A 19,579-nucleotide genomic window follows, 5' to 3' on the forward strand; every position below is an offset into this window, starting at 1 on the left:
TTGTTTGGAAATGCCTGATTTTTAATAAAAAAGACATCGTTGTATTGGTGAATACCCTTGGCTCATTGAGGCAGGTTAGGTTTGCAGAGAATCGTGCTTGACGCGCAAGGCAATGGTGCCTACCCTTGCGCAGAAATTAGTCAGGTGTCCGTCAGTTCATTCCGGGCATTCACGAATAAACGATGTTTCGGGCATTTCCGGAGCACGAAAGCAAAATTACAAATGGGTCTTTGCCGCATAACGGGCGGGGACTTCGGGGGAAGTCAAATGAAAACGCAATACCAACGGGGCGAGTCGGTATTCATACGATGGGCGTTCTGCCCATCGGTCGGCCGCAATACATGTGTGTTGCCCGGCCTGTCTCAAATACCCACGCGACAAGTCCTTCCCGATTGATCTGAGCCAGCGAACGCCGCGAGTCAGCACTCGCGGTCTTCGCGTGCGTGCCCGCTTTTCATGCCTGCGCGTGACAAGCCAGTGCCCTGCCGCTCACGCGTGTCGGCTCCCCGCCAAGTCATTTGCTTCTCTCCCGGTTCGCCATGTTGCCTAGTCTTCAATTTCCTCTCGAGTCCGTACGCCGTCGGTCATCTGTGGCGCACGTCGCTTGGTTTCACTGGCTGCGTGCGCTGCTGACGCTGCTGGTGTTGTTCACGGCGTCGTCGTCGGCCTGGTCGCAGGCATGCGTCACATGGACGCCCACGCCAGCGCAGCTCTCCGGCGGGAGCTACCGCTACACGTTGCCGCTGAATGACGCATGCGATCCCACGGGGGAAGGTTTGTACACGTCGCCGGGGCAGATCGTTGGTACTGCGCTTGCGTCGGATGGCTCGTCGTTGTCCGTCGATCTTGGCACCTTCCCTTACGACATCCTGGTCTTCACGCCGAAACCCAACACGACGCAGACCTCGTGGACGTTCACGTTGTACCGGTTCAGCGATGCGCCGGTGACCGTGGCCATCAAAATCGCCGCGGGCACCCCGTCGCTCACCAGCGTGACGCCATCCTCCGGCCCAACATCCGGCAACCAGACCGTCACGCTCTCCGGTACCAATTTTGTGGCTGGCGCGACCGTTAAGTTTGGCGGAACGGCCGCGACCGGCGTTGTCGTGAACAGTACGTCGTCGATTACGGCGACCACGCCTGTTCACGCAGCGGGCCTTGTCGACGTTGTCGTCGACACGACGGGCACTGGCGGCGGAGGGGGCGGGTCGGCTACGCTGACGAACGCCTACACCTACAACCAGCCGCCTCTGCCGACGGTCACCTCGCTCGCCCCGAACGGGGGGCCGAACAGCGGCGGTACGGCCGTGACGATCACCGGGACCGGTTTTACCGGGGCCACCGGGGTCAACTTCGGTACAACCCCCGGGACAAGTGTTGTGGCGCTGACCGATACGACGATCGTCGCGACATCCCCTGCCGGAACGGCGCCAGTCGATGTCACCGTCACCACCAGCGCTGGCACCAGCGTGGTCAACGCGCCGAACGACAGGTTCACGTACACGCCGACGGTGACGGGGGTGTCACCGACGTCGGGGCCCGTCGGCGGCGGTGTGTCGGCAACGATCACGGGAACCGGCTTTACCAATGCCACGTCGGTGGCCTTCGGGACGAACGCTGCGCTGCCCTATACCATCATGAGCGACACCACGATCACGGTGACGAACGTGCCCGCCGGGACGGGCACGGTCGACGTCAAAGTGACCAACAGCGCCGGCACCAGCGCGACCAGTACCGCTGATCAATTCACCTACATGGGCCTGCCCACGGTAACGAGCCTCGCGCCGACGTCCGGCCCGGCCGCCGGGGGTACGACCGTGGCTATCAGTGGCAGCGGCTTCACCTCCGCGGCAACGGTGAGTTTCGGTGGCACGGCGGCGACGAATGTCCAGTTCGTGAGCGCAACCCAGCTAACGGCTCGATCACCTGCTGGCACGGGCACCGTCGACGTGAGGGTCTCGACCACCGGCGGCACCAGCGCGACCAGCCTGAACGACCAATTCACGTATCTGCCGGCGCCAGTGATCTCCAGCCTCTCGGTGACCGTGGGGTCTCCGGCGGGCGGCACGCAGACCAAGATTACGGGCACCGGATTTACCGGCACGACCAGTGTGACGTTCAACGGCTCACCGGCGACGACTTTCAATATCGACAGCGACACGCAGATCACGGTGACATCGCCTGCCGGCTCGGCGGGAACTGTCAATGTCGTGGTGACCACGCCGAATGGCACGAGTGCCGTCGGTCCGTCGAGCCAATTTACCTACGCGGCGCCACCGACGGTTTTGAGTTTGGGGCCCACTACCGGCTCAACGGCGGGTGGCGATTCGGTCACGATCACGGGCTCGAATTTCTACAACGGGGTCACAACAGTCAAGCTCGGCGGTAACACGGCAACGATCACCGCGATCAGTTCGACCACGATCACGATCACGACACCGGCGGGCTCGCCAGGTGCGGCAACGCTCATGGTCGATACGCCCGGCGGAACCTCCACGACAGGTGGTGCCTTCACCTATGTCGCGGTGCCTGTCGTGACTTCGCTTTCCCCGGCGTATGGGTCGACGAGTGGAAGCACCCCCGTCACCATCTCGGGGAGCGGTTTCACGGGCGCGACAGCGGTGAAGTTCGGGGCGACGGCCGCAGCCTTCACGGTCAATAGCGATTCGCTAATCAGCGCGACGGCACCGGCGGGTACCGGGGTCGTGGACGTGCGCGTGACGAACGCAGCGGGCACGAGCGCCATCGTGACGGCGGACAATTACACCTACGCCGGTTTGCCGACGGTGTCATCGGCGGTGCCGGCCTACGGGCCAGTGGCCGGTGGCACGACCGTGACCATCACCGGCACGAATTTCATCTCCGGCGTGACGGTCGTGATGTTTGGTGCTCAATTGTCGAACAGCGTGACGGTCAACAGCTCGACGTCGCTGACGGCCACGGTACCGGCGGGCACGGCAGGCGCTGCCAACATCCTCGTCACGACGCCGTTGGGCAGCAAGACGGTGGTCGGCGGCTATACCTACTACGCGGCGCCTGCCGTCACGTCGATTTCGCCGACGAGCGGCCCGGCGAGCGGCGGGACTCTCGTCACGATTACGGGGACGGGCTTCAACAATGTGACGAGCGTGTCGTTCGGCGGCACGTCCGGCTCGAACATTACGGTCAACGGCACGACACAAATTACGGCAACGGCGCCGGCGGGCTCTGGTGTCGTCGACGTGCGCGTGAGCGCCGCTGGGGGGACGAGCCCCGTTACGGCGGCGGATCAGTTCACTTATCTCGGTGCGCCTGCGGTGACCAACGTCACCCCCAATACCGGCCCAACGACGGGTGGCACGCCCGTGACTATCACTGGCACGGGGTTCACCGGCGCCACGGCGCTTAAGTTCGGTACGGTCAACGGGTCCTCTGTCACCGTCGTCAGCGCAACGCAGATCACCGCGGTATCGCCGCCGGGTACCTCAGGCGTGACCAACATCACGGTGACGACGCCGAACGGCACGAGCAGTACCACCCCTGCCAATCAGTTCACCTACACGTCGCCCGCTGCGGTCACCCTGGCGCCGACGACATTGCCGACGCCGGTGGCGGGGCAAGCCTACAACCAGACGATGACGGCGTCGGGCGGCACCTTGCCGTACCGATTTACCGTGACGAACGGCACCTTGCCAGTGGGTTTGACGCTGAATGCCACGACGGGGGCGCTCACCGGTACGCCGAGCGCCACGGGGACCAGCACGTTCACGATTTCGGTCACCGATGCCAGCACCGGACCGGGCACGCCGCTGACCGCCTCGCAGAGCTTTACCTTCAACATCACGGCGCAGGCTGCATCGGCACCGGCGATCGATGTGAAGGCACTGTCCAACGCCCCGATCACGATTCACGCGACAGCGAACGCCGTAGGCGGCCCGTTCACCCGCGTGGCCATCGTCACACCGCCGGCCAGCGGTACGGCAGTCGTCAACGGTGAAGACATCGTCTACACCCCGGCGGCCAATACGAATGGCGTGGTCACGTTCGCCTACGCGCTCACTAACGCTGCGGGTACCTCGGCACCGATTTCCGTCACGGTGACGGTGCAGGTGGTGCCGGTGACGGCCCCGGGGCTGCAAGCGAGCGTCAGTGCTAACGAGGCGACCAATATCGACATCACGACCGGTGCGACGGGCGGCCCGTTCACGGCGGCGAACGTCATTGCGGTCTCGCCAGCGAATGCAGGCACGGCCACCATCGTGGCGGTTGCCGGTGCGGCGCCGGCGAGTGCAGGCGGCGTTCAGCGGCTTCGCGCTGCTGTGGTCGCGCCCACGCAGTACAGCGTGCGCTTTGTGCCCGCGGCTGCCTTCGCGGGCATGGCCGTGATCACGTACACGTTGTCCAACGAGAACGCCACGTCGGCACCGGGCACGTTGCAAGTGACTGTTGCGCCGCGTAAGGATCCGTCGACGGACCCGGACGTGACCGGTCTTATCGGGGCGCAGGTGGAGGCGGCACGCCGTTTCGCCACGACACAGATCGGCAACTTCAACCAACGTCTCGAAGCGCTGCACGGCAAGGGGCGCGCCCCGTCGAGCAATGGGCTGAATGTGGTACTGCCGTCGCCGGATCGCGATCGCAATGTGTCGCGCTGTCAGGATGTCGTGGGTATCTCCGAGCGCGACGCGTGTCTGCGGGGCGATGTCAGTCCGCTGGCACTAAACAAGGCTAAGAGCCTCGACGTGCGCGACAAGAGCGTGGGTTCCAGCGGGGTCGGTACGGGTGACAGCAGCGTGCCCGATCTGCCGGGCGAGGGTGCCAACGACGACAAGCGTTTCGCGTACTGGACGGCTGGTTCGGTGGACTTCGGTTTCGCCAATATGGCCGCCAATTCCGCTGCACAACGCTCGGGCTTCAAGTTCACGACGGGCGGTGTCACGCTCGGTGCCGACTATCGGTTGTCCGACCAGTTATCGCTCGGGGCGGGCGTCGGCTACGGACATGACGCGACCGATATCGGCAGTTCGGGCACGCGCAGCACGGGCGATAGCTACAGCGGCGCGCTGTATGCGAGCTTCCGTCCGATCCCGACGTTGTTCGTCGATGCGGTGGCGGGCTTCGGGACGTTGAACTTCAGCTCGCGTCGCTGGGTCATCGACGCGAACGACTTCGCGAGCGGCAAGCGCAACGGCCAGCAGTTCTTCGGCTCGCTGTCGGCGGGTTACGAGTTCCGCAACGACGACTGGCTGTTCTCACCGTATGGCCGTCTGACGGCGTCGCGCTCCACGCTGGATCAATACAGCGAAACCGGCGCTGGGCTAAATGCGCTCACGTACTTCAAGCAGAACGTGAACACCTTGTCGGGCACGCTCGGTGTGCGTGCCGGGTTTGCCAAGGCCACGCCAATTGGCACCTTCTCGCCGTATATCCGGGTGGAGTTGCAGCACGACTTCAACGGTCAAAGCATGGCCGGGCTGGCCTATGCCGACATTGCAGGCAGCGGGCCGGTGTACTTCGTGCCGGGCAGCCCGTATGGCAGCGATCGCGTGCAGGTCGGGTTCGGTTCGAAGTTGCGCACCGGCGTGCTCGTCTTCGGGCTGGATTACAGCGTGACGACGGGGATGGGCGGCTTGCAGCAGGGTGTGCGATTGACCTTCACCGCGCCGTTCTGAGCGGTGAGAGGGGGGCTTGATCGATAAGCCCGTAAAACCTGTAGAACGAGAAAGGCCAGCCCGTGAGGCTGGCCTTTTTTCGTTTAGTCCAACGCAGGCTCTTCGGCGACCTTGCGCTGTTGCAATCGGCGGAAGAATGCGGCGTTGTGCACGTCGGCGACGTCGAACACGCTATCGGCAGCGCGCATGACGGCCGCGTTGAACAGCAGGCGGGTCTCTGCCTGACAGGCTGCGGCACCGACTTGCGCCGCGACTTGTCTGGCAATCTCACCGATCATCGCGCGCTTGATGACGTCGAACGAAGCATCCGGCCGTCCGTCGAGATGATTCATATGGGCGAGCAGCATTCCCAACACCTGCGCGTGAACGAGTTCGGCGGCCCGCTGCTCCATGGCCAGTACGTCATTCTCAGTCATGAGTACCCCCGATGAACGATGTGTTGTGCGAAGGGAAGCTTCGCCAGCATAGCACCGCCCGTGAGGGGCTCGCTGGGACCTCCCCGGCACCTCGTTCAGATCGCGTTCACCCCGCGTGCGCCCCGGCCCGATGGGCTTTTACAGCCATGCCGCCGGTACGCCGCCGCGCTTGCGCCGTTCTTCGGCACCGGCGTGCCAGCCGGGATAGCTGTCGGTGGCCACGCCCAGCGAAATCAATGCGCCGGCGACCTTCTCGTTCTTCGCATCCTTGGCGACGGCGTAAAGATTCGGCGGCGTGTCCGGTGCGCCCGGGTGGCTGCGCGACACCAGACTCGGGTCGCTCAGATTGACCCCGTATTTCTTGAAGAGCGTCAGTTGTTCTACCGCGTTCGGGTAGTCGTCTTTCACGACGAGATAGGGCAGGCTCACGTCCATGCCGGTCCCGGGCATCGTGACGCCCATGCCGCCGCGCAGAAACAGCTCGATCGCGCGCAGGTCACCCATCCGGCTCGCCTTGGCGAACTCGTAGGGGTCCCACTTCATGCCGATGTTGTTGAGTTCGACGCGCGGGTCGTCGCTCTTGCCGTTCTTGATATCGAGCAGCAGCTTTTGCACATTGGCGACCCACTGAACATTGGCGGCACCCAGCCCGCCTTGCTCGGCGTGCCGGCTGCTCGCGATCGCGCCGAAACTGAACGCGCCCGCGCACAGCCCGGCGCAGACGACAAGACTGCCATGCATGCGTTTTTGTCCGCCGATCAGGCGCGTGGCAAGCAGCACGGCAAACACCAGCACCGCGAACCCTGCCACGTAATTGATGTAGGGAAAGAACGGCCGGACGAAGTCGAGCACCGGGATCAGGATGGCGGTGGAAATTGTCATGACGGCGTTGATCGGACCGATATGGTCGGTGACCCACCGTCCCCCTTCCACGTACGTTTGCGTTTTCATTATTTTCGAGAAGCGTGGTGTTTTGACGTTATGGCGCCGCGAGCGCGCGCACGATGATACCTGCGCACCATCATCGTCACGATGACGGGCGCTGTCATCCTGTCAGCACTGACAGGGACACGCAACTGGCCCCGCCGGGAGCGGCCCGCTTGGCATGCCTGATGTTTCGCTATCCGTAACGTCGCGGCCGGATGCGGTTGCACCTTCGTGCGAGATTATCGTGAAACGGGTTTCCCTTTTTGAGGTGATTTCGGGTTAACACCTAAAGTTTCGCCGGGTCTGGCCGTAAGTCATGAGGTGGAACCTCCCACCTAGTGGAACCGGTGGCCTGGGGCGCCGGTTCTGGTCTTTGAACTCCTAGCCGCAGGCCTGCCAGTCCATTCAGCATGACAGTATCTTCGCTTAGAACACGGATCATTCTGATCGCGTGTGCCACCGTCGTCGGTGCGCTGATTCTCTCCGGCATTACTACCTACCTCATCGTGCGCACCAGCATGATGTCGACCATTTCCAACACGCTCGACGCCGTGGCGCGCGGCAACACCCTCGCCGTCGAGCGCTGGGCGGCCGCCAAGGGCCAGTCGGTGGTCGGCACGGCGGCTGCCGTCGAGAAGGGCGAGCAGGGCGTTGCGCTCACCAAGCTGCTTGGCGCGACCAACGGCTTCCCGATCTCCAGCATCGGCTGGAGCGACAAGTCGTACTTCTCGAGCGGCCCCACGCCGCCCGACTACGATCCGACCGCACGCCCCTGGTACAAGGGCGCCACCGCGGCAGGCAAGCTGACCGTCGTCAAGCCGTACGCCGACATCGCCTCGGGCAAGCTCTACGTGTCGTTCGCCGCGCCGATTCTGCGCGACGGCCAGACGCTCGGTGCCGTGAGCGGTGCCGTGCCGCTCGATGCTGTGCAGGAAGTCGTCAAGGCCGTGCATCCCACGCCGTCGAGCCTGGCCTTCGTGGTCTCGCGCGACGGTCTCGTGATCGCGCACCCCGACGAAAAGCTGATGCTCAAGCAGTCGAGCGATCTCGCGCAAGCCCTCACGCCCGACGCGCTCGCCAACCTTGAGCGCGCCAAAGACCCGATGGAAGTGCAGTTGGGCGGCGACGCCAAGCTGCTCAAGGTGCAGCCGGTGCCGGGTACCGACTGGCTGTTCGTGGTCGCCCTCGACAAGGCCGAAGCGACTGCCGGTCTGTCGCAAGTGCTTAGCGCGACCATCATCACGTTGATCGTGCTCACGCTGTGCGCCATCGGTATCGCGAGCTTCTTCACGTCGCAGGCGTTCAAGCGCCTGTCGCAAGTGCGTGACGCGATGGATACCATCGGCTCGGGCGGCGGCGATCTGACGCGCCGCCTCGATGTCGTCGGCAATGACGAAGTGGCGCATATCTCGCGATCGTTCAACGCGTTTGTCGACAAGATCAGCACGGTGATGATCGACGTGCGCTCCGGCGTGCACGGCATGACGTCGGCGACGAGCGAAATCGAAATGGGCAACCGCGATCTGTCGCAACGCACCGAAGCCTCGGCCGGCACCTTGCAGGAAACGTCGGCGGCCCTGACCGAGTTGACGGCCAGCGTGAAGCAGACCGCCGAAGCCGCCGAACACGCCACGCGTCTGGCAAACGATGCCAGCGAAGCCGCTGCGCGCGGCGGAGACGTCGTCACCGGGGCTGTGACGACGATGAGCGAGATTGCGCAGTCGTCGGAGCGCATCACCGAGATCATCAGCGTGATCGACGGCATCGCGTTCCAGACGAACATTCTCGCGTTGAACGCTGCCGTGGAAGCGGCGCGCGCTGGCGAGCAAGGCCGTGGTTTTGCCGTGGTGGCAGGCGAAGTGCGCACGCTGGCACAGCGCAGCGCAGCGGCTGCGCAAGAGATCAAGACGCTCATCGAAGCCTCGGTGCAGAACGTCAAGAGCGGCACGCAGCGTGTGCAGGCGGCGGGCAATACCATGGGCGAGATCGTCGATGGCATTGGGCGCGTACGCCGCCTGATCGTGGAAATCCACAGCGCGATGACCGAGCAGAGCACGGGCATCAGCCAGATCGATCGCAGCGTGGCGGAAATGGATCAATCGACGCAGCAAAATGCTGCGCTGGTGGAGGAATCCGCCGCCGCATCGGCCATGTTGAGCGAGCAGGCTCGCAATCTCGCCGATACGGTTGCGCTGTTCCAATTGCGCGAGCATAGCCGTCACGGCGTGACGGTCATGCACACGCGCACCGGGTCGGGTTCGCATCGCGACGAACCGGCACTCGCGGCCTAAGCCGAAGCCACTTCCCTACGTCTCCTGAGCCGGCAGCCAACGAACCGGCGGTGATCTACCGCCATTCGTCATCGCGCTGCCCGCCCGCCAGATTTTGTCGCAGAATAGGACGCTGTCTGGCGGGTATCTCATCTTCATTCAGGAGACACATCATGACGACTCAGCAATACGAAGGCGGCTGTCATTGCGGTGAATTACGATTTTCCGTAAATATTGATTTGTCCAAAACAATTGCGTGCAATTGTTCGATTTGCAAAAAACGTGGATTGATTCTCGCATTTGCACCGCGCGGTGAATTCACGCAGACGTCCGGTGTGGATTCGAATCGCGAATATCTCTTCAATAAACATCTGATTCACCATCAGTTCTGCCAGAAGTGCGGCGTCGAGGCGTTTGCCTTCGGCGAGATGCCCGACGGCACGAAGATGGCGGCAGTCAACGTACGCTGCATCGACGGCATCGATCTCGATACCGTGCACCCCACGCCGGTCGATGGTGCCAGCTTGTAATTGCATCTCATTCCGAATTCCTGTTAATAGACGAAATCGTATATTTAAGCGGATACCATTATTTGGATTTTGCTGATGATGGTTTGTCATGCAAAACCGGAAAACGAAACGGCGCATCAATCGCGCCGTTTTTAATTTCCGGAAATATTGTGAAAGTCATTCCGTGGGAATCGAGGGATTATTGACTCAAGATTATTGAATGGACTTCCGTTATGCCATGCGATTGTTCGTGTTTTATCGCATTCTGGAGTTGGCATGAAGTTCTTGGGTAGTCTCAAAATCGGCACGCGCCTGACCATCGGGTTCGCCATCACGCTGGTGCTGCTGTGCATCGTTGGCGGTATGGCCGTGTATCAGGCATCCCGCATTTACGGCGGCACACGCGATCTCGCCGACAACTGGCTGCCCAGCGTGCAGACGCTCGGCACAGTGCAGGTCGGCGCCAACGCGGCACGGCGTGCCACGCTCGCCGCACTGTTGACCACAGTGGAGCAGAGCCGGATCGACGAGACGAACAAGCGCGTAGCGGCCATCGAGTTGGTCAACAAGACAATTTCGGCTTACGGCACTCTGGTGGCCTCCGACGAGGACCGCCGTGCCTACGAGGCCGTGCGCGAGGCGTGGTCCAACTATCTCGCCATCGATAATCGCGTCGCCGAACTGGCCAAGGGCGACGAGGCCGCGCAGGGGCAGGCGCGCACGCTCGCCATGACCGACGCGGTGCAGTCTTTCGCCGTACTCAGCCAGAAGCTCGCTGAACACGTGGCGGTCAATCGCGCGGGCTCGGTGGCGGCGGGGGATGCCGCAGCAGCCGACTATCACGCGGCGTTTATCGCGACCATCGTGCTGATCGTGCTGGCGCTCGGGGTGAACATCGTTATCGCGCTGGTCATTACCCGTTCGATCACGGTGCCAATCGGCCGCTGCGTCGATATTGCCCAGACGGTGGCGCGGGGCGACCTTAGCTCGCGCATCGACGTGCATGGGCAGGACGAACTTGCGATGTTGCTTGGCTCGTTGCGCGACATGAACGGCAAGCTGGCGCAGGTGGTCGGGCAGGTGCGCAACACCAGCGAGAGCATTGCGACCGGCTCGGCACAGATCGCGGCGGGCAATACCGACTTGTCGTCGCGCACGGAGCAGCAGGCCGCATCGCTTGAAGAGACGGCGGCCAGCATGGAAGAGCTCACGACGACGGTCAAGCAAAACGCCGACAACGCCGAGCAAGGCAATGTTCTGGCTTCGAATGCGTCGCAGATTGCGCTGCGCGGTGGTGACGTCGTGCGTCAGGTGGTCGAGCGGATGCGCGAGATTTCCGAAGGGTCATCGCGCGTGGGCGACATCACCAGCGTGATCGAAGGTATCGCCTTCCAGACCAACATCCTCGCCTTGAACGCCGCCGTGGAAGCGGCGCGCGCCGGTGAGCAAGGCCGTGGCTTTGCCGTGGTGGCGGGCGAAGTGCGCACGCTGGCCCAGCGCAGCGCTAATGCCGCCAAGGAGATCAAGGAGTTGATCGACGCGTCGACCCGTCAGGTGAACGAGGGCGCAAAGCTCGTTTCGGAAGCCGGCACGACGATGGACGAAGTGGTGCAGGCGGTGAAGCGTGTGACCGATCTGATGGCGGAAATTGCGGCGGCGTCGACGGAGCAGCGCACCGGCATCGAGCAGGTCAATCAGGCGGTGATGCAGATGGATACGGTTACGCAGCAGAACGCGGCGCTGGTGGAAGAAGCCTCGGCGGCGGCACAGTCGATGGCTGCCCAGTCGAGCGGCTTGCGCGAGCTGGTGTCGATCTTCAAGCTCGATGGCGCGGCCAATCAGTCCAACGCGCCGCATCGCTTGTCCGCCTGACGTTTTCAACCGGCCAATAAAAAGCGGCTCGCCGACGTCAGCCGGCGAACCGCGAATGCCAGAACGCTCTCACCAGCGTCCGGCCCACGGGACCGCATGCGTCCCATGTTCTTTCTGCCGCGACATTGGCGCGGGCGTATCTCGCTCGGCCGGCACGAGGCTCATGCGGCCGTCACCGGCAACTGGCCGCCTGCCCCCCGGCGTGGCGGTCGTTGCCTTGTCGATTGTCTTGCGTGCGTGTGATCGGCGGCGCTTACTTGCCTGCGAGCATCGACCCGCGATCGCGCAGGTTGATGTGCATCTCGAAGGCGCGTTCCAGCGCATGCGGCGTGTGGCCACCGTAACGCTGGGCGTCGCGGTAGTAGTCGCGCAGTACGTCGCGATACGACGGATGGGCGCAGCGGTCGATCACCAGATTGACGCGCTCGCGCGGTGCGAGCGTGCGCAGATCGGCGAGCCCTTGCTCCGTCACGATGATGTCGACGTCGTGCTCGTTATGGTCGACGTGCGGCACCATCGGCACGATGCTGGAAATCTTGCCGTCCTTCGCGACCGACTTGGTGGCGAAGATGGCCATGCGGGCGTTGCGCGCAAAGTCTCCCGACCCCCCGATACCGTTCATCATGTGCGTGCCGCCCACGTGGGTGGAGTTCACGTTGCCGTAGATATCGGCTTCGAGCGCGGTATTGAGCGCAATCAGCCCCAATCGGCGAATGACTTCCGGATGGTTGCTCACTTCCTGCGGGCGCAGCACGAGCTTGTCGCGATAGCGTTCGAGATTGCCGAATACGCGATCCTGCACGGCCTGCGAGACAGTGATCGAAGACCCGGAGGCGAAGTCCATCTTGCCCGCGTCCATCAATTCGAAGGTCGAGTCTTGCAGCACTTCCGAGTACATCGTCAACTGCTCGAACGGCGAATCGATGAAGCCCGTGAGCACGGCGTTGGCAATGGTGCCGATACCCGATTGCAGCGCGGGCAGCGTGCGGGGCAGCCGCCCGCGCGAGACTTCGTGCTGGAAGAATTCGATGAGATGACCGGCAATGCGCTGCGTCTCGGCATCGGCGGGCAGGGCATTGGAGGCGCTGTCCGGGGTGTCGGTAATGACGATGGCGGCGATCTTCTCCGGGGCGATCTTCACGGCGGCCGTGCCGACACGATCGCGCACGTCGACGATCGGCAGCGGCGAGCGATGCGGGCGCTGTCCGGGGATCCAGATATCGTGCATGCCCTCGAACGCGAGCGGCTGCGCGAGATTGATCTCCACGATGACCTTGTCGGCGAGGATGGCAAAGCTCGCCGAGTTGCCGACCGACGAACTGGGCACGAGGCTGCCGTCTTCGGTGATGGCCACGGCTTCGATCACGGCCACGTCGAGCTTGCCGAATTGACCGGTACGCAGGAATTCGACGGTTTCGGACAGATGCTGGTCGACAAACATGACTTCGCCGCGATTGATCGCGCTGCGCAGCGTGGTGTCGACTTGAAACGGCAGGCGCTTGGCCAGCACGCCGGCTTCGGTCAGGGTCTTGTCGGAATCGTGGCCGAGCGACGCACCGGTGATGAGCGTGAGCTTCATCGGGTGGGCTTTGGCACGCTTGGCGAGCGCAATGGGCATGTCCTTGGCGTCGCCGGCGCGGGTGAACCCGCTCATGCCGACCACCATGCCGTCACCGACCAGCCGGGCAGCATCGTCGGCGCTCATCACCCGGTCGCGTAGCGACGCCAGGCGGATGCGGTCTTCATACATCTTGAGGCTCCTCGTCTCTTTCTTATCCGATCATCCGGTCCGCATTCCGCCGCTTGAGGCTGAACTCGGCCGATCGATCGCTTTGACGCAACGGCGGTGGGTACACCTGTCACGCTTGACTCGAAGTGTATTGACCCATCGGCTACATTTCCAATATATTGAAAGCGTTGTTTGAATACTTTTTATGTATTGATTCGGTTCGCCCTTATGGGGCTGGGCTGACGCGGGAGTGGGTATGGAATTGCGGCATTTGCAATATTTCATTGCGGTCGCCGAAGAGCGGCATTTCACCCGCGCTGCGGCGCGCGTGGGCATTCAGCAGCCGCCGCTCAGTCTTCAGATCCGGCAACTGGAAGAGGAGTTGGGCGGGCCGCTATTCGTCCGGCTGCCGCGCGATGTGGTGTTGACGGAGCTGGGGGAGGCATTTTTGCCGGAGGCGCGGCATATTCTCGAGCGCGTCGAGCGGGTGAAGCGGCAGATGCAGCAGATATCGCGTGGCGATGCGGGCCATATCCGTATCGGCTTTGCGGGCGCGACGTACTTCGAACCGACCATTCCGGCATGGATTCGTGATTTCCGGGCGCGCTATCCGGACGTGCAATTGCATCCGCAGCAAAGCAATACGGCGAGTCTGCTGGCGGCATTGGTGAACGAGGAGGTGGACGCGGCGTTTGTACGCACGCCGGTCGACGCGCCGCCGGGTATCGTGACCGTGCCGGTGGTGGATGAGGCGATGGTGCTGGTGCTGCCGCTGGGGCATCCGATGTGCGCACGTGAGCGCGTGCCGCTTGCGGCGCTGGCGCAGGACGAGTTCATCCTGCTGCCGCGTGAGATCAGCCCTGCGCTGTATGACCGTACGATTGCGGCGTGCGAGGCGGCCGGGTTCCGGCCGAAATTGGGGCAGGAGGCACCACAGATTACGTCGATCGTGCCGATGGTCGCGGCGGGCTTCGGGGTGTCGCTGGTGCCCGCGTCAGTAAGTCAGATTCGTACGCCCGGCATGGGTTTTTGGCCCATTGATGCTGCGATGGGCGAGGTGCCGCGTGCGCCGATCAGCCTCGCGTTTCGCGCCGCGCATGGCTCGGCGGCGCTCGGTCACTTTATTGCGATGTCGCCATCGGGCTTGCCGGACGGCGAGATCGGCGGCATCGCGTCACTGGGGGCCTGATCGCCAGCGGGCTTTGCTTCGTTGGTTATCTCGTTGGCAGCACGCGCACCGGGCGAACCGGCCGCAGGGCTGATGGCGGGCGCCGCGGCAATCACCCGCGTGGGCGCCAGCACGATCCCATTGAGCGAGCGGCCCGTGCTGCTCGATTTGCCACCGTCGGCGTAGTCGCCATAGCCACGGTGGCTTGGGCTTGTGACGGCATCCGCACGCGTCGGCAACCAGCCCCTCACACGCAATTGATTCACCAGCATGGGATGAATCAGCAGTGAGTAGAGCAGGCACGTGAGCGGCAGCGAGACCACCAGTGCCGACTCATCCCAGACGAACGCCGGGCCCAGCGCAAGCACGACCCAGATCAGTGCGTGCCAGCCAAAACCATGCGCCAACAGGTAAAGCGGTCCGAGGAAGAACGCCGCCACGCATGACAAATAGGTGATCTCGACGACATCCCCGCTTGCCGGGTTGCGAAATTTGAGTGTCATCGCGAGGTGGGGGACGCTGTTGAGCAGAAACCCACGTTACACGAGTGACGACCCCATTTCGTCCTACCCCGTCCTATCCATTTTTTCGCCCTCCCGCCCTCAAGTCATGTGGCAATCCGATGTATTTGAGCGCCGGCAACTTGCGGTGGAACAGGTAGGCTACACTTCGACCATGCCCCGTCGGGATCCGGGGCCCTATGGGGACTCCCACTGCCATGCGCACTCTTCGAAGGCTGACCCGTTGGCTCCCCGTCCTCATCGGTGCCATCGCAGGTGTGATCGTCATGCTGGTGGCCGCACAAGTGGTTCAGACGCGCGTCGACGATTTTCGCCTGCGTTTGTTCGTGCGCGACATCATGGGCTACATGAACGACGCTTCGATCTCGCGCCGCAACGCACTGTTTCAAGCCCCTCAGAACACCGACGTTCCCTGTACCGACGAGGATATCCTCGGCCTGCGCCGCGTGGCGATGCGCAGCCCGTATTTTCACGATATCGGGCGAGTCCACGACGCGAAGCTGCTTTGTACGGCCATGGTCGGCCGTCTCGCTACGAACCCCACGCTGCCACCCCCCGACCACGAAACACTTAACGGCGTGAAGCTCTGGCACACCATCACCGGCGTCATCACGCCCGGCGTTCAGGTCGATGCGGTCGGTTGGGGCGACATCGTGGTGTTCAGCTCTCCGGTGCTGCCGCCGCGACTCGGCACCCCCGATCGTGGGTTTGCATCGATTGCCTCCACTTACGACAAGCGGTTTCAGTTCTGGCGTGCCGGTCTGTTCGACGATCAACGTCAGGTCGAACTCGGTGTGACATCGCGGTGGTTCGAAATCGGCCCAGTGCGTCATTACGCGACGTGTTCGAACGCGGTGGATGTCTGCGCGTCGGCGGTTTACACGTCATCGAGCATTCTGCATAACCCGATCGGTCTGGCGATGGCGTTCGGCATCGGCGCGGCGCTGGGCGGCGCAGTGGGTCTGTCGTGGCGATCGCGCAAACGCTACCGCATGTCGGTGGACTGGGCGACGCAACACGCCGCCGAGACCGGGGGCATCACGGTGGTGTATCAGCCGCTGGTTCGCCTGCGCGATCGCAAGATGATCGGCGTGGAGGCGCTGGCTCGCCTGAACGATAGCGCGGGCAAACCGATCTCTCCTGAGATGTTCATCCCGATTGCCGAGCGGCGTGGTGTCATCGGACTGGTGACGCGGCAAGTCGCGCGGCGTGCGCTCATCGACATGCACGGGCGCGCGTTGGCCGATTCCGAATTTCACATCAGCATTAATCTCGCCGCCGAAGATGTCGTGGACACGACGTTTCACGCGTTCCTGAATCACATTGCGGCGTCATTACGCGTGCCACGGACACAAATTGCACTCGAAATAACGGAGCGTTCCACCGATAGCATGAAACGTCTGGGAGATGCGTTGGATCGGTTGCGTGCCGACGGTTATCAAATTCATATTGACGACTTCGGCACCGGCTTTTCGAATTTGGCTTACCTGTCGACGCTCCATGTCGATGCCCTGAAGATTGACCGCATGTTCACGCAGGCGATTGGCGCCGATACGGTGGGCAGCGCGATTGTCGATCAGATCTGCAAGATGGCGGCGCTGTTGAAAGTGGGCGTGATCGTCGAGGGCGTGGAAACGCGCGCTCAGGCCGTTTATATGCTCGCGCATTGTCCCGAGGCAGTGGGGCAGGGGTGGCTTTTCGGCAAAGCCGTTCCGGACGATGAATTGCCGTCGCCGGAAGCCCTTATGAAAGCGATGGCAGACGATGCGGAGACGGTCGCTTAAATCTTGCTGAGCGCCGGGATTGGGTTTTTCGTGCGTGTGTTTCTGTGAACTATTTGTGGCGGCTCTCCGGTGGTGAGAGAAATGGCCGGCAAAAATTGGTAATGATTATTTTCGTTATATCGGGCGAATTACCGAGAATAACGACACGCATTCGGCGCTAGATTGGAACCACCGTGGTCCTGATGTGCCCCCGACCTCCACGGACTATCCGGCTCGCCGATCTGGCGGGCCGCTTTTTTTTCCCGTGATGCACCATGATTTGTTCGCATGTTAGGATTCTCCAAAAAAGCAGCATTGGTTTTGTGACGCCACAGCTGTCGATTTGCAGATGGGGGACATATGGATAAATCTTTTCGTTTTTCTTGGCACTACGTGAGCGACACGGCTCCCGGCGTGCCGTTCGACCTTGAGGGCGCGGTCACGCCGCGCGCCGACGACCGCTTTGACGGTGCCGTCGATGCATACTCAGACGGGAATTACATCGGCCGATGCGAGTATTCGAGCATTGAAGCCAGTGATGCGTCACTGGCCGCCGAACAAATCCGTAAACGCATCGAGCGACGCATCGAAGATCGCGTCGCTCGTGAGCATCCGGTCACACATTGACCGCATTGCAAGCCTTGAATGCCAGCTGGCGCGTTTAGCGCCAGCGCCGGCAGCAGCCACCTCCCCAGTGGCCACCCCAACCGCCTCCCCAGCCACGCCCCCACGAGAATGAGAGCGATACGTTGCTGCCCCATGGCGACGGGGCGAAGCCCGGGTAAAACGGCGCATAGTCCGGGAATGCCGGATAGGCCGGGTATGCCGGATAGGCCGCATAGGCGGGGTAGGTCGCGTAAGTCGGATACGTCGCGTAGGTCGCGTAGGTCGGGTAGGCCGAATACGCGGGATACGTCGCGGGATAGGTAGCATACACCGGCGCGTTTGACGGCATTTGCGACGACTGCGGCGGCACGTAATCAGGCGGCACGGGCGAACCGTTCGGATACACGGGCGCGCGCTGCGGCGACGGCCGGTAGTCTGGCGGCACCGGCGAACCATTCGGATAAGCAGGCGGCGTAGCACCGTTGCCGCTGCCCGGTCGATAGTCCGGTGGCACCGGCGAGCCGTTCGGATACGCCTGATGCGCAGATTTTCCCGGTGGCGGTGGCGGCATGCTGATGCCGGGCGCGGGTTGGGCTTGCACTGGCGCTGCCGAAACACTCGGCGTGGGCACGGGGGCCGTGGACACATCGGTCGCGGAACCGGCTGAACCGGGGGCCGCGCGCATGGCTTGCGGCGCATTGGGATCTTGCGAAAACGTCAGCGCACCGCCCGGATATTGCACGACGTAGCAACCGGCGAGCGGCAGGGCACAGAGCAAAGCGGCGAGCGGAGCGATTTTCATGGCGAGGAGTGTAACGCAGGAAATCGCAGCACCGTGGGCCAGCGCCACGATATTGAACTGCGTTTGCATTACGATCGATTAAGCACGCGCTAGCCACTTGTGAATCATGTGGCACGGGTTGCACCTGTTCGAAATCGACAGGCAAAAAAAACGGCCAGCGCGTTGCTGGCCGTGAAATCCACCAGGAGGAGGTGGAGGAGACAGGTGCAACTATATCAGGGAAATCCCTGAACGGGTAAACCTGCGACGAAAAAATATGTAGAAAAACCACAACTGCGACAATTCGTCGCTTTTTGGGACGCCAAACCCGCAATTCCACGCCTGATATACCTCTCAGGTGCGTCAGCCGAGCCATTTCCCGTGCGGGGGATGGAGAAAAACCACAAAGTCCGGGCAGCGCGTTACCGCAGCTACCGCCGTTACTGCCGTTACTGCCGTTGCCGCCGTTACTGCCGCTACCGCCGACCGTCTTCGAGGAGAGGTATCCGATGTCTTCCAACGCTAGAAAGTGGGGCAATCACGCTGCCGTCGCGCCGATCTCCCGCGAACCCGCGCCGTTGCCCGGCACACGTGCCGATGCGCTCGCGCCCTTGCAGACGTTCGTCGCCACCCTGACGGCGTTGGTCGATCGCCAGCCCGATGAGCCCACGATCGTGGCCGAGGGGCGTGCCGCGTTGGCGGCGCTGATCGCCGACGATACCTGGCTTCCCGAGGAATACACACGCCCCGATCCTGCGCGTTATACGCAATACCGGCTCTATGTCGACCCGCAGGCTCGCTTCAGTGTGGTGAGTTTTGTCTGGGGGCCGGGGCAGTCGACGCCCGTGCACGACCACACGGTCTGGGGGCTGATCGGCATGCTGCGCGGTGCCGAAGATTCGCTGCCGTTCGCCCGTGCCGGCGACGGGCAACTGGTGTCGGCCGGTGACCCGGTCCGGCTCTCGCCCGGCACCGTCGAAGCCGTTTCCCCCTCGCTCGGCGACATTCATCAAGTGCGCAACGCCTTCGATGATCGCGTGTCGATCAGCATCCACGTCTATGGTGCGGACATCGGCCGGGTGGAGCGCGCCGTGTACTTGCCGGACGGCACCCGCCGCAGCTTCATCTCCGGCTACGCCAATCCCGATAGCCCCAATCTCGTCGCGCGCTGAGCGCGTCTTCCAGCCTCCCAATTCAGCGTTCTCGATGGATTCCCCGACGGCTTGTCCGCCGGCGAATCCGTTCGCTATTTGCCTTGAGAATCTAAGTGTTAACACCAAGCATCGAATTACGTTCGGCGATATAAACTTCCGCAAAGCGTAATTTCATGCGTGTGAGGATTTGCCGTGCCCGTCCTTCGACCCGA

At 62.8% G+C, this 19,579-nt stretch carries 13 protein-coding genes; 7 read left to right on the forward strand and 6 right to left on the reverse strand.

Annotated features, from left to right (window positions below; all coding sequences use genetic code 11):
- Positions 1–590 precede the first annotated feature (590 nt).
- Positions 591–5,651, forward strand: a complete 5,061-nt coding sequence (locus tag CDV44_RS04795; RefSeq protein ID WP_170935850.1) for an IPT/TIG domain-containing protein — start codon at positions 591–593, stop codon at positions 5,649–5,651.
- A gap of 83 nt (positions 5,652–5,734) precedes the next feature.
- Here CDV44_RS04795 and CDV44_RS04800 read toward each other — a convergent pair whose 3' ends face one another.
- Together CDV44_RS04800 and CDV44_RS04805 are read right to left on the reverse strand one after the other, a co-directional pair.
- Positions 5,735–6,067 carry a hypothetical protein gene (locus CDV44_RS04800; RefSeq protein ID WP_140413455.1) on the reverse strand — a complete coding sequence of 111 codons (333 nt, stop codon included), beginning with the start codon at positions 6,065–6,067 and terminating at the stop codon, positions 5,735–5,737.
- A gap of 138 nt (positions 6,068–6,205) precedes the next feature.
- On the reverse strand, positions 6,206–7,018 hold the full coding sequence (locus tag CDV44_RS04805) for a hypothetical protein (RefSeq protein WP_087686897.1): 813 nt from the start codon (positions 7,016–7,018) through the stop codon (positions 6,206–6,208).
- Positions 7,019–7,404: 386 nt separating this feature from the next.
- Between CDV44_RS04805 and CDV44_RS04810 the strand changes: the two genes are divergently transcribed.
- Complete coding sequence (locus tag CDV44_RS04810) at positions 7,405–9,285, forward strand: methyl-accepting chemotaxis protein (protein ID WP_087686898.1); 1,881 nt, start codon at positions 7,405–7,407, stop codon at positions 9,283–9,285.
- 194 nt (positions 9,286–9,479) lie between these two features.
- Here the strand turns inward: CDV44_RS04810 and CDV44_RS28705 are convergent, their stop codons facing one another.
- Positions 9,480–9,800, reverse strand: a complete 321-nt coding sequence (locus tag CDV44_RS28705) for a hypothetical protein (RefSeq protein ID WP_371328725.1) — start codon at positions 9,798–9,800, stop codon at positions 9,480–9,482.
- Between the two features lie 249 nt (positions 9,801–10,049).
- Between CDV44_RS28705 and CDV44_RS04820 the strand changes: the two genes are divergently transcribed.
- Positions 10,050–11,645, forward strand: coding sequence for a methyl-accepting chemotaxis protein (locus CDV44_RS04820; protein WP_087686899.1), 1,596 nt, complete (start codon positions 10,050–10,052; stop codon positions 11,643–11,645).
- Between the two features lie 253 nt (positions 11,646–11,898).
- On the opposite strand, the gene CDV44_RS04825 is transcribed toward CDV44_RS04820, so the two are convergent.
- Positions 11,899–13,395, reverse strand: a complete 1,497-nt coding sequence (locus CDV44_RS04825) for an acetyl-CoA hydrolase/transferase family protein (protein WP_087686900.1) — start codon at positions 13,393–13,395, stop codon at positions 11,899–11,901.
- Between the two features lie 235 nt (positions 13,396–13,630).
- On the opposite strand from CDV44_RS04825, the gene CDV44_RS04830 reads away from it, so the two are divergent.
- Positions 13,631–14,563 (forward strand): LysR family transcriptional regulator, encoded by a 933-nt coding sequence (locus tag CDV44_RS04830; RefSeq protein ID WP_087686901.1) that lies wholly within the window; start codon positions 13,631–13,633, stop codon positions 14,561–14,563.
- On the opposite strand, the gene CDV44_RS04835 is transcribed toward CDV44_RS04830, so the two are convergent.
- Positions 14,491–15,045, reverse strand: coding sequence for a hypothetical protein (locus CDV44_RS04835; protein WP_087686902.1), 555 nt, complete (start codon positions 15,043–15,045; stop codon positions 14,491–14,493). The two genes, CDV44_RS04830 and CDV44_RS04835, sit on opposite strands and share 73 nt — an antisense overlap.
- Before the next feature lie 215 nt (positions 15,046–15,260).
- On the opposite strand from CDV44_RS04835, the gene CDV44_RS04840 reads away from it, so the two are divergent.
- Both CDV44_RS04840 and CDV44_RS04845 read left to right on the forward strand, forming a co-directional pair.
- Positions 15,261–16,847 carry an EAL domain-containing protein gene (locus tag CDV44_RS04840; RefSeq protein WP_170935851.1) on the forward strand — a complete coding sequence of 529 codons (1,587 nt, stop codon included), beginning with the start codon at positions 15,261–15,263 and terminating at the stop codon, positions 16,845–16,847.
- 393 nt (positions 16,848–17,240) lie between these two features.
- Positions 17,241–17,453, forward strand: a complete 213-nt coding sequence (locus CDV44_RS04845; RefSeq protein ID WP_141118674.1) for a hypothetical protein — start codon at positions 17,241–17,243, stop codon at positions 17,451–17,453.
- A gap of 34 nt (positions 17,454–17,487) precedes the next feature.
- Here the strand turns inward: CDV44_RS04845 and CDV44_RS04850 are convergent, their stop codons facing one another.
- Complete coding sequence (locus tag CDV44_RS04850; protein WP_141118675.1) at positions 17,488–18,234, reverse strand: hypothetical protein; 747 nt, start codon at positions 18,232–18,234, stop codon at positions 17,488–17,490.
- Between the two features lie 488 nt (positions 18,235–18,722).
- Between CDV44_RS04850 and CDV44_RS04855 the strand changes: the two genes are divergently transcribed.
- Positions 18,723–19,385, forward strand: a complete 663-nt coding sequence (locus CDV44_RS04855; protein ID WP_087686906.1) for a cysteine dioxygenase — start codon at positions 18,723–18,725, stop codon at positions 19,383–19,385.
- Positions 19,386–19,579: the final 194 nt, after the last annotated feature.

The sequence above is a fragment of the Pandoraea sp. PE-S2R-1 genome (genome assembly GCF_002179865.1).
GTDB lineage: Bacteria > Pseudomonadota > Gammaproteobacteria > Burkholderiales > Burkholderiaceae > Pandoraea.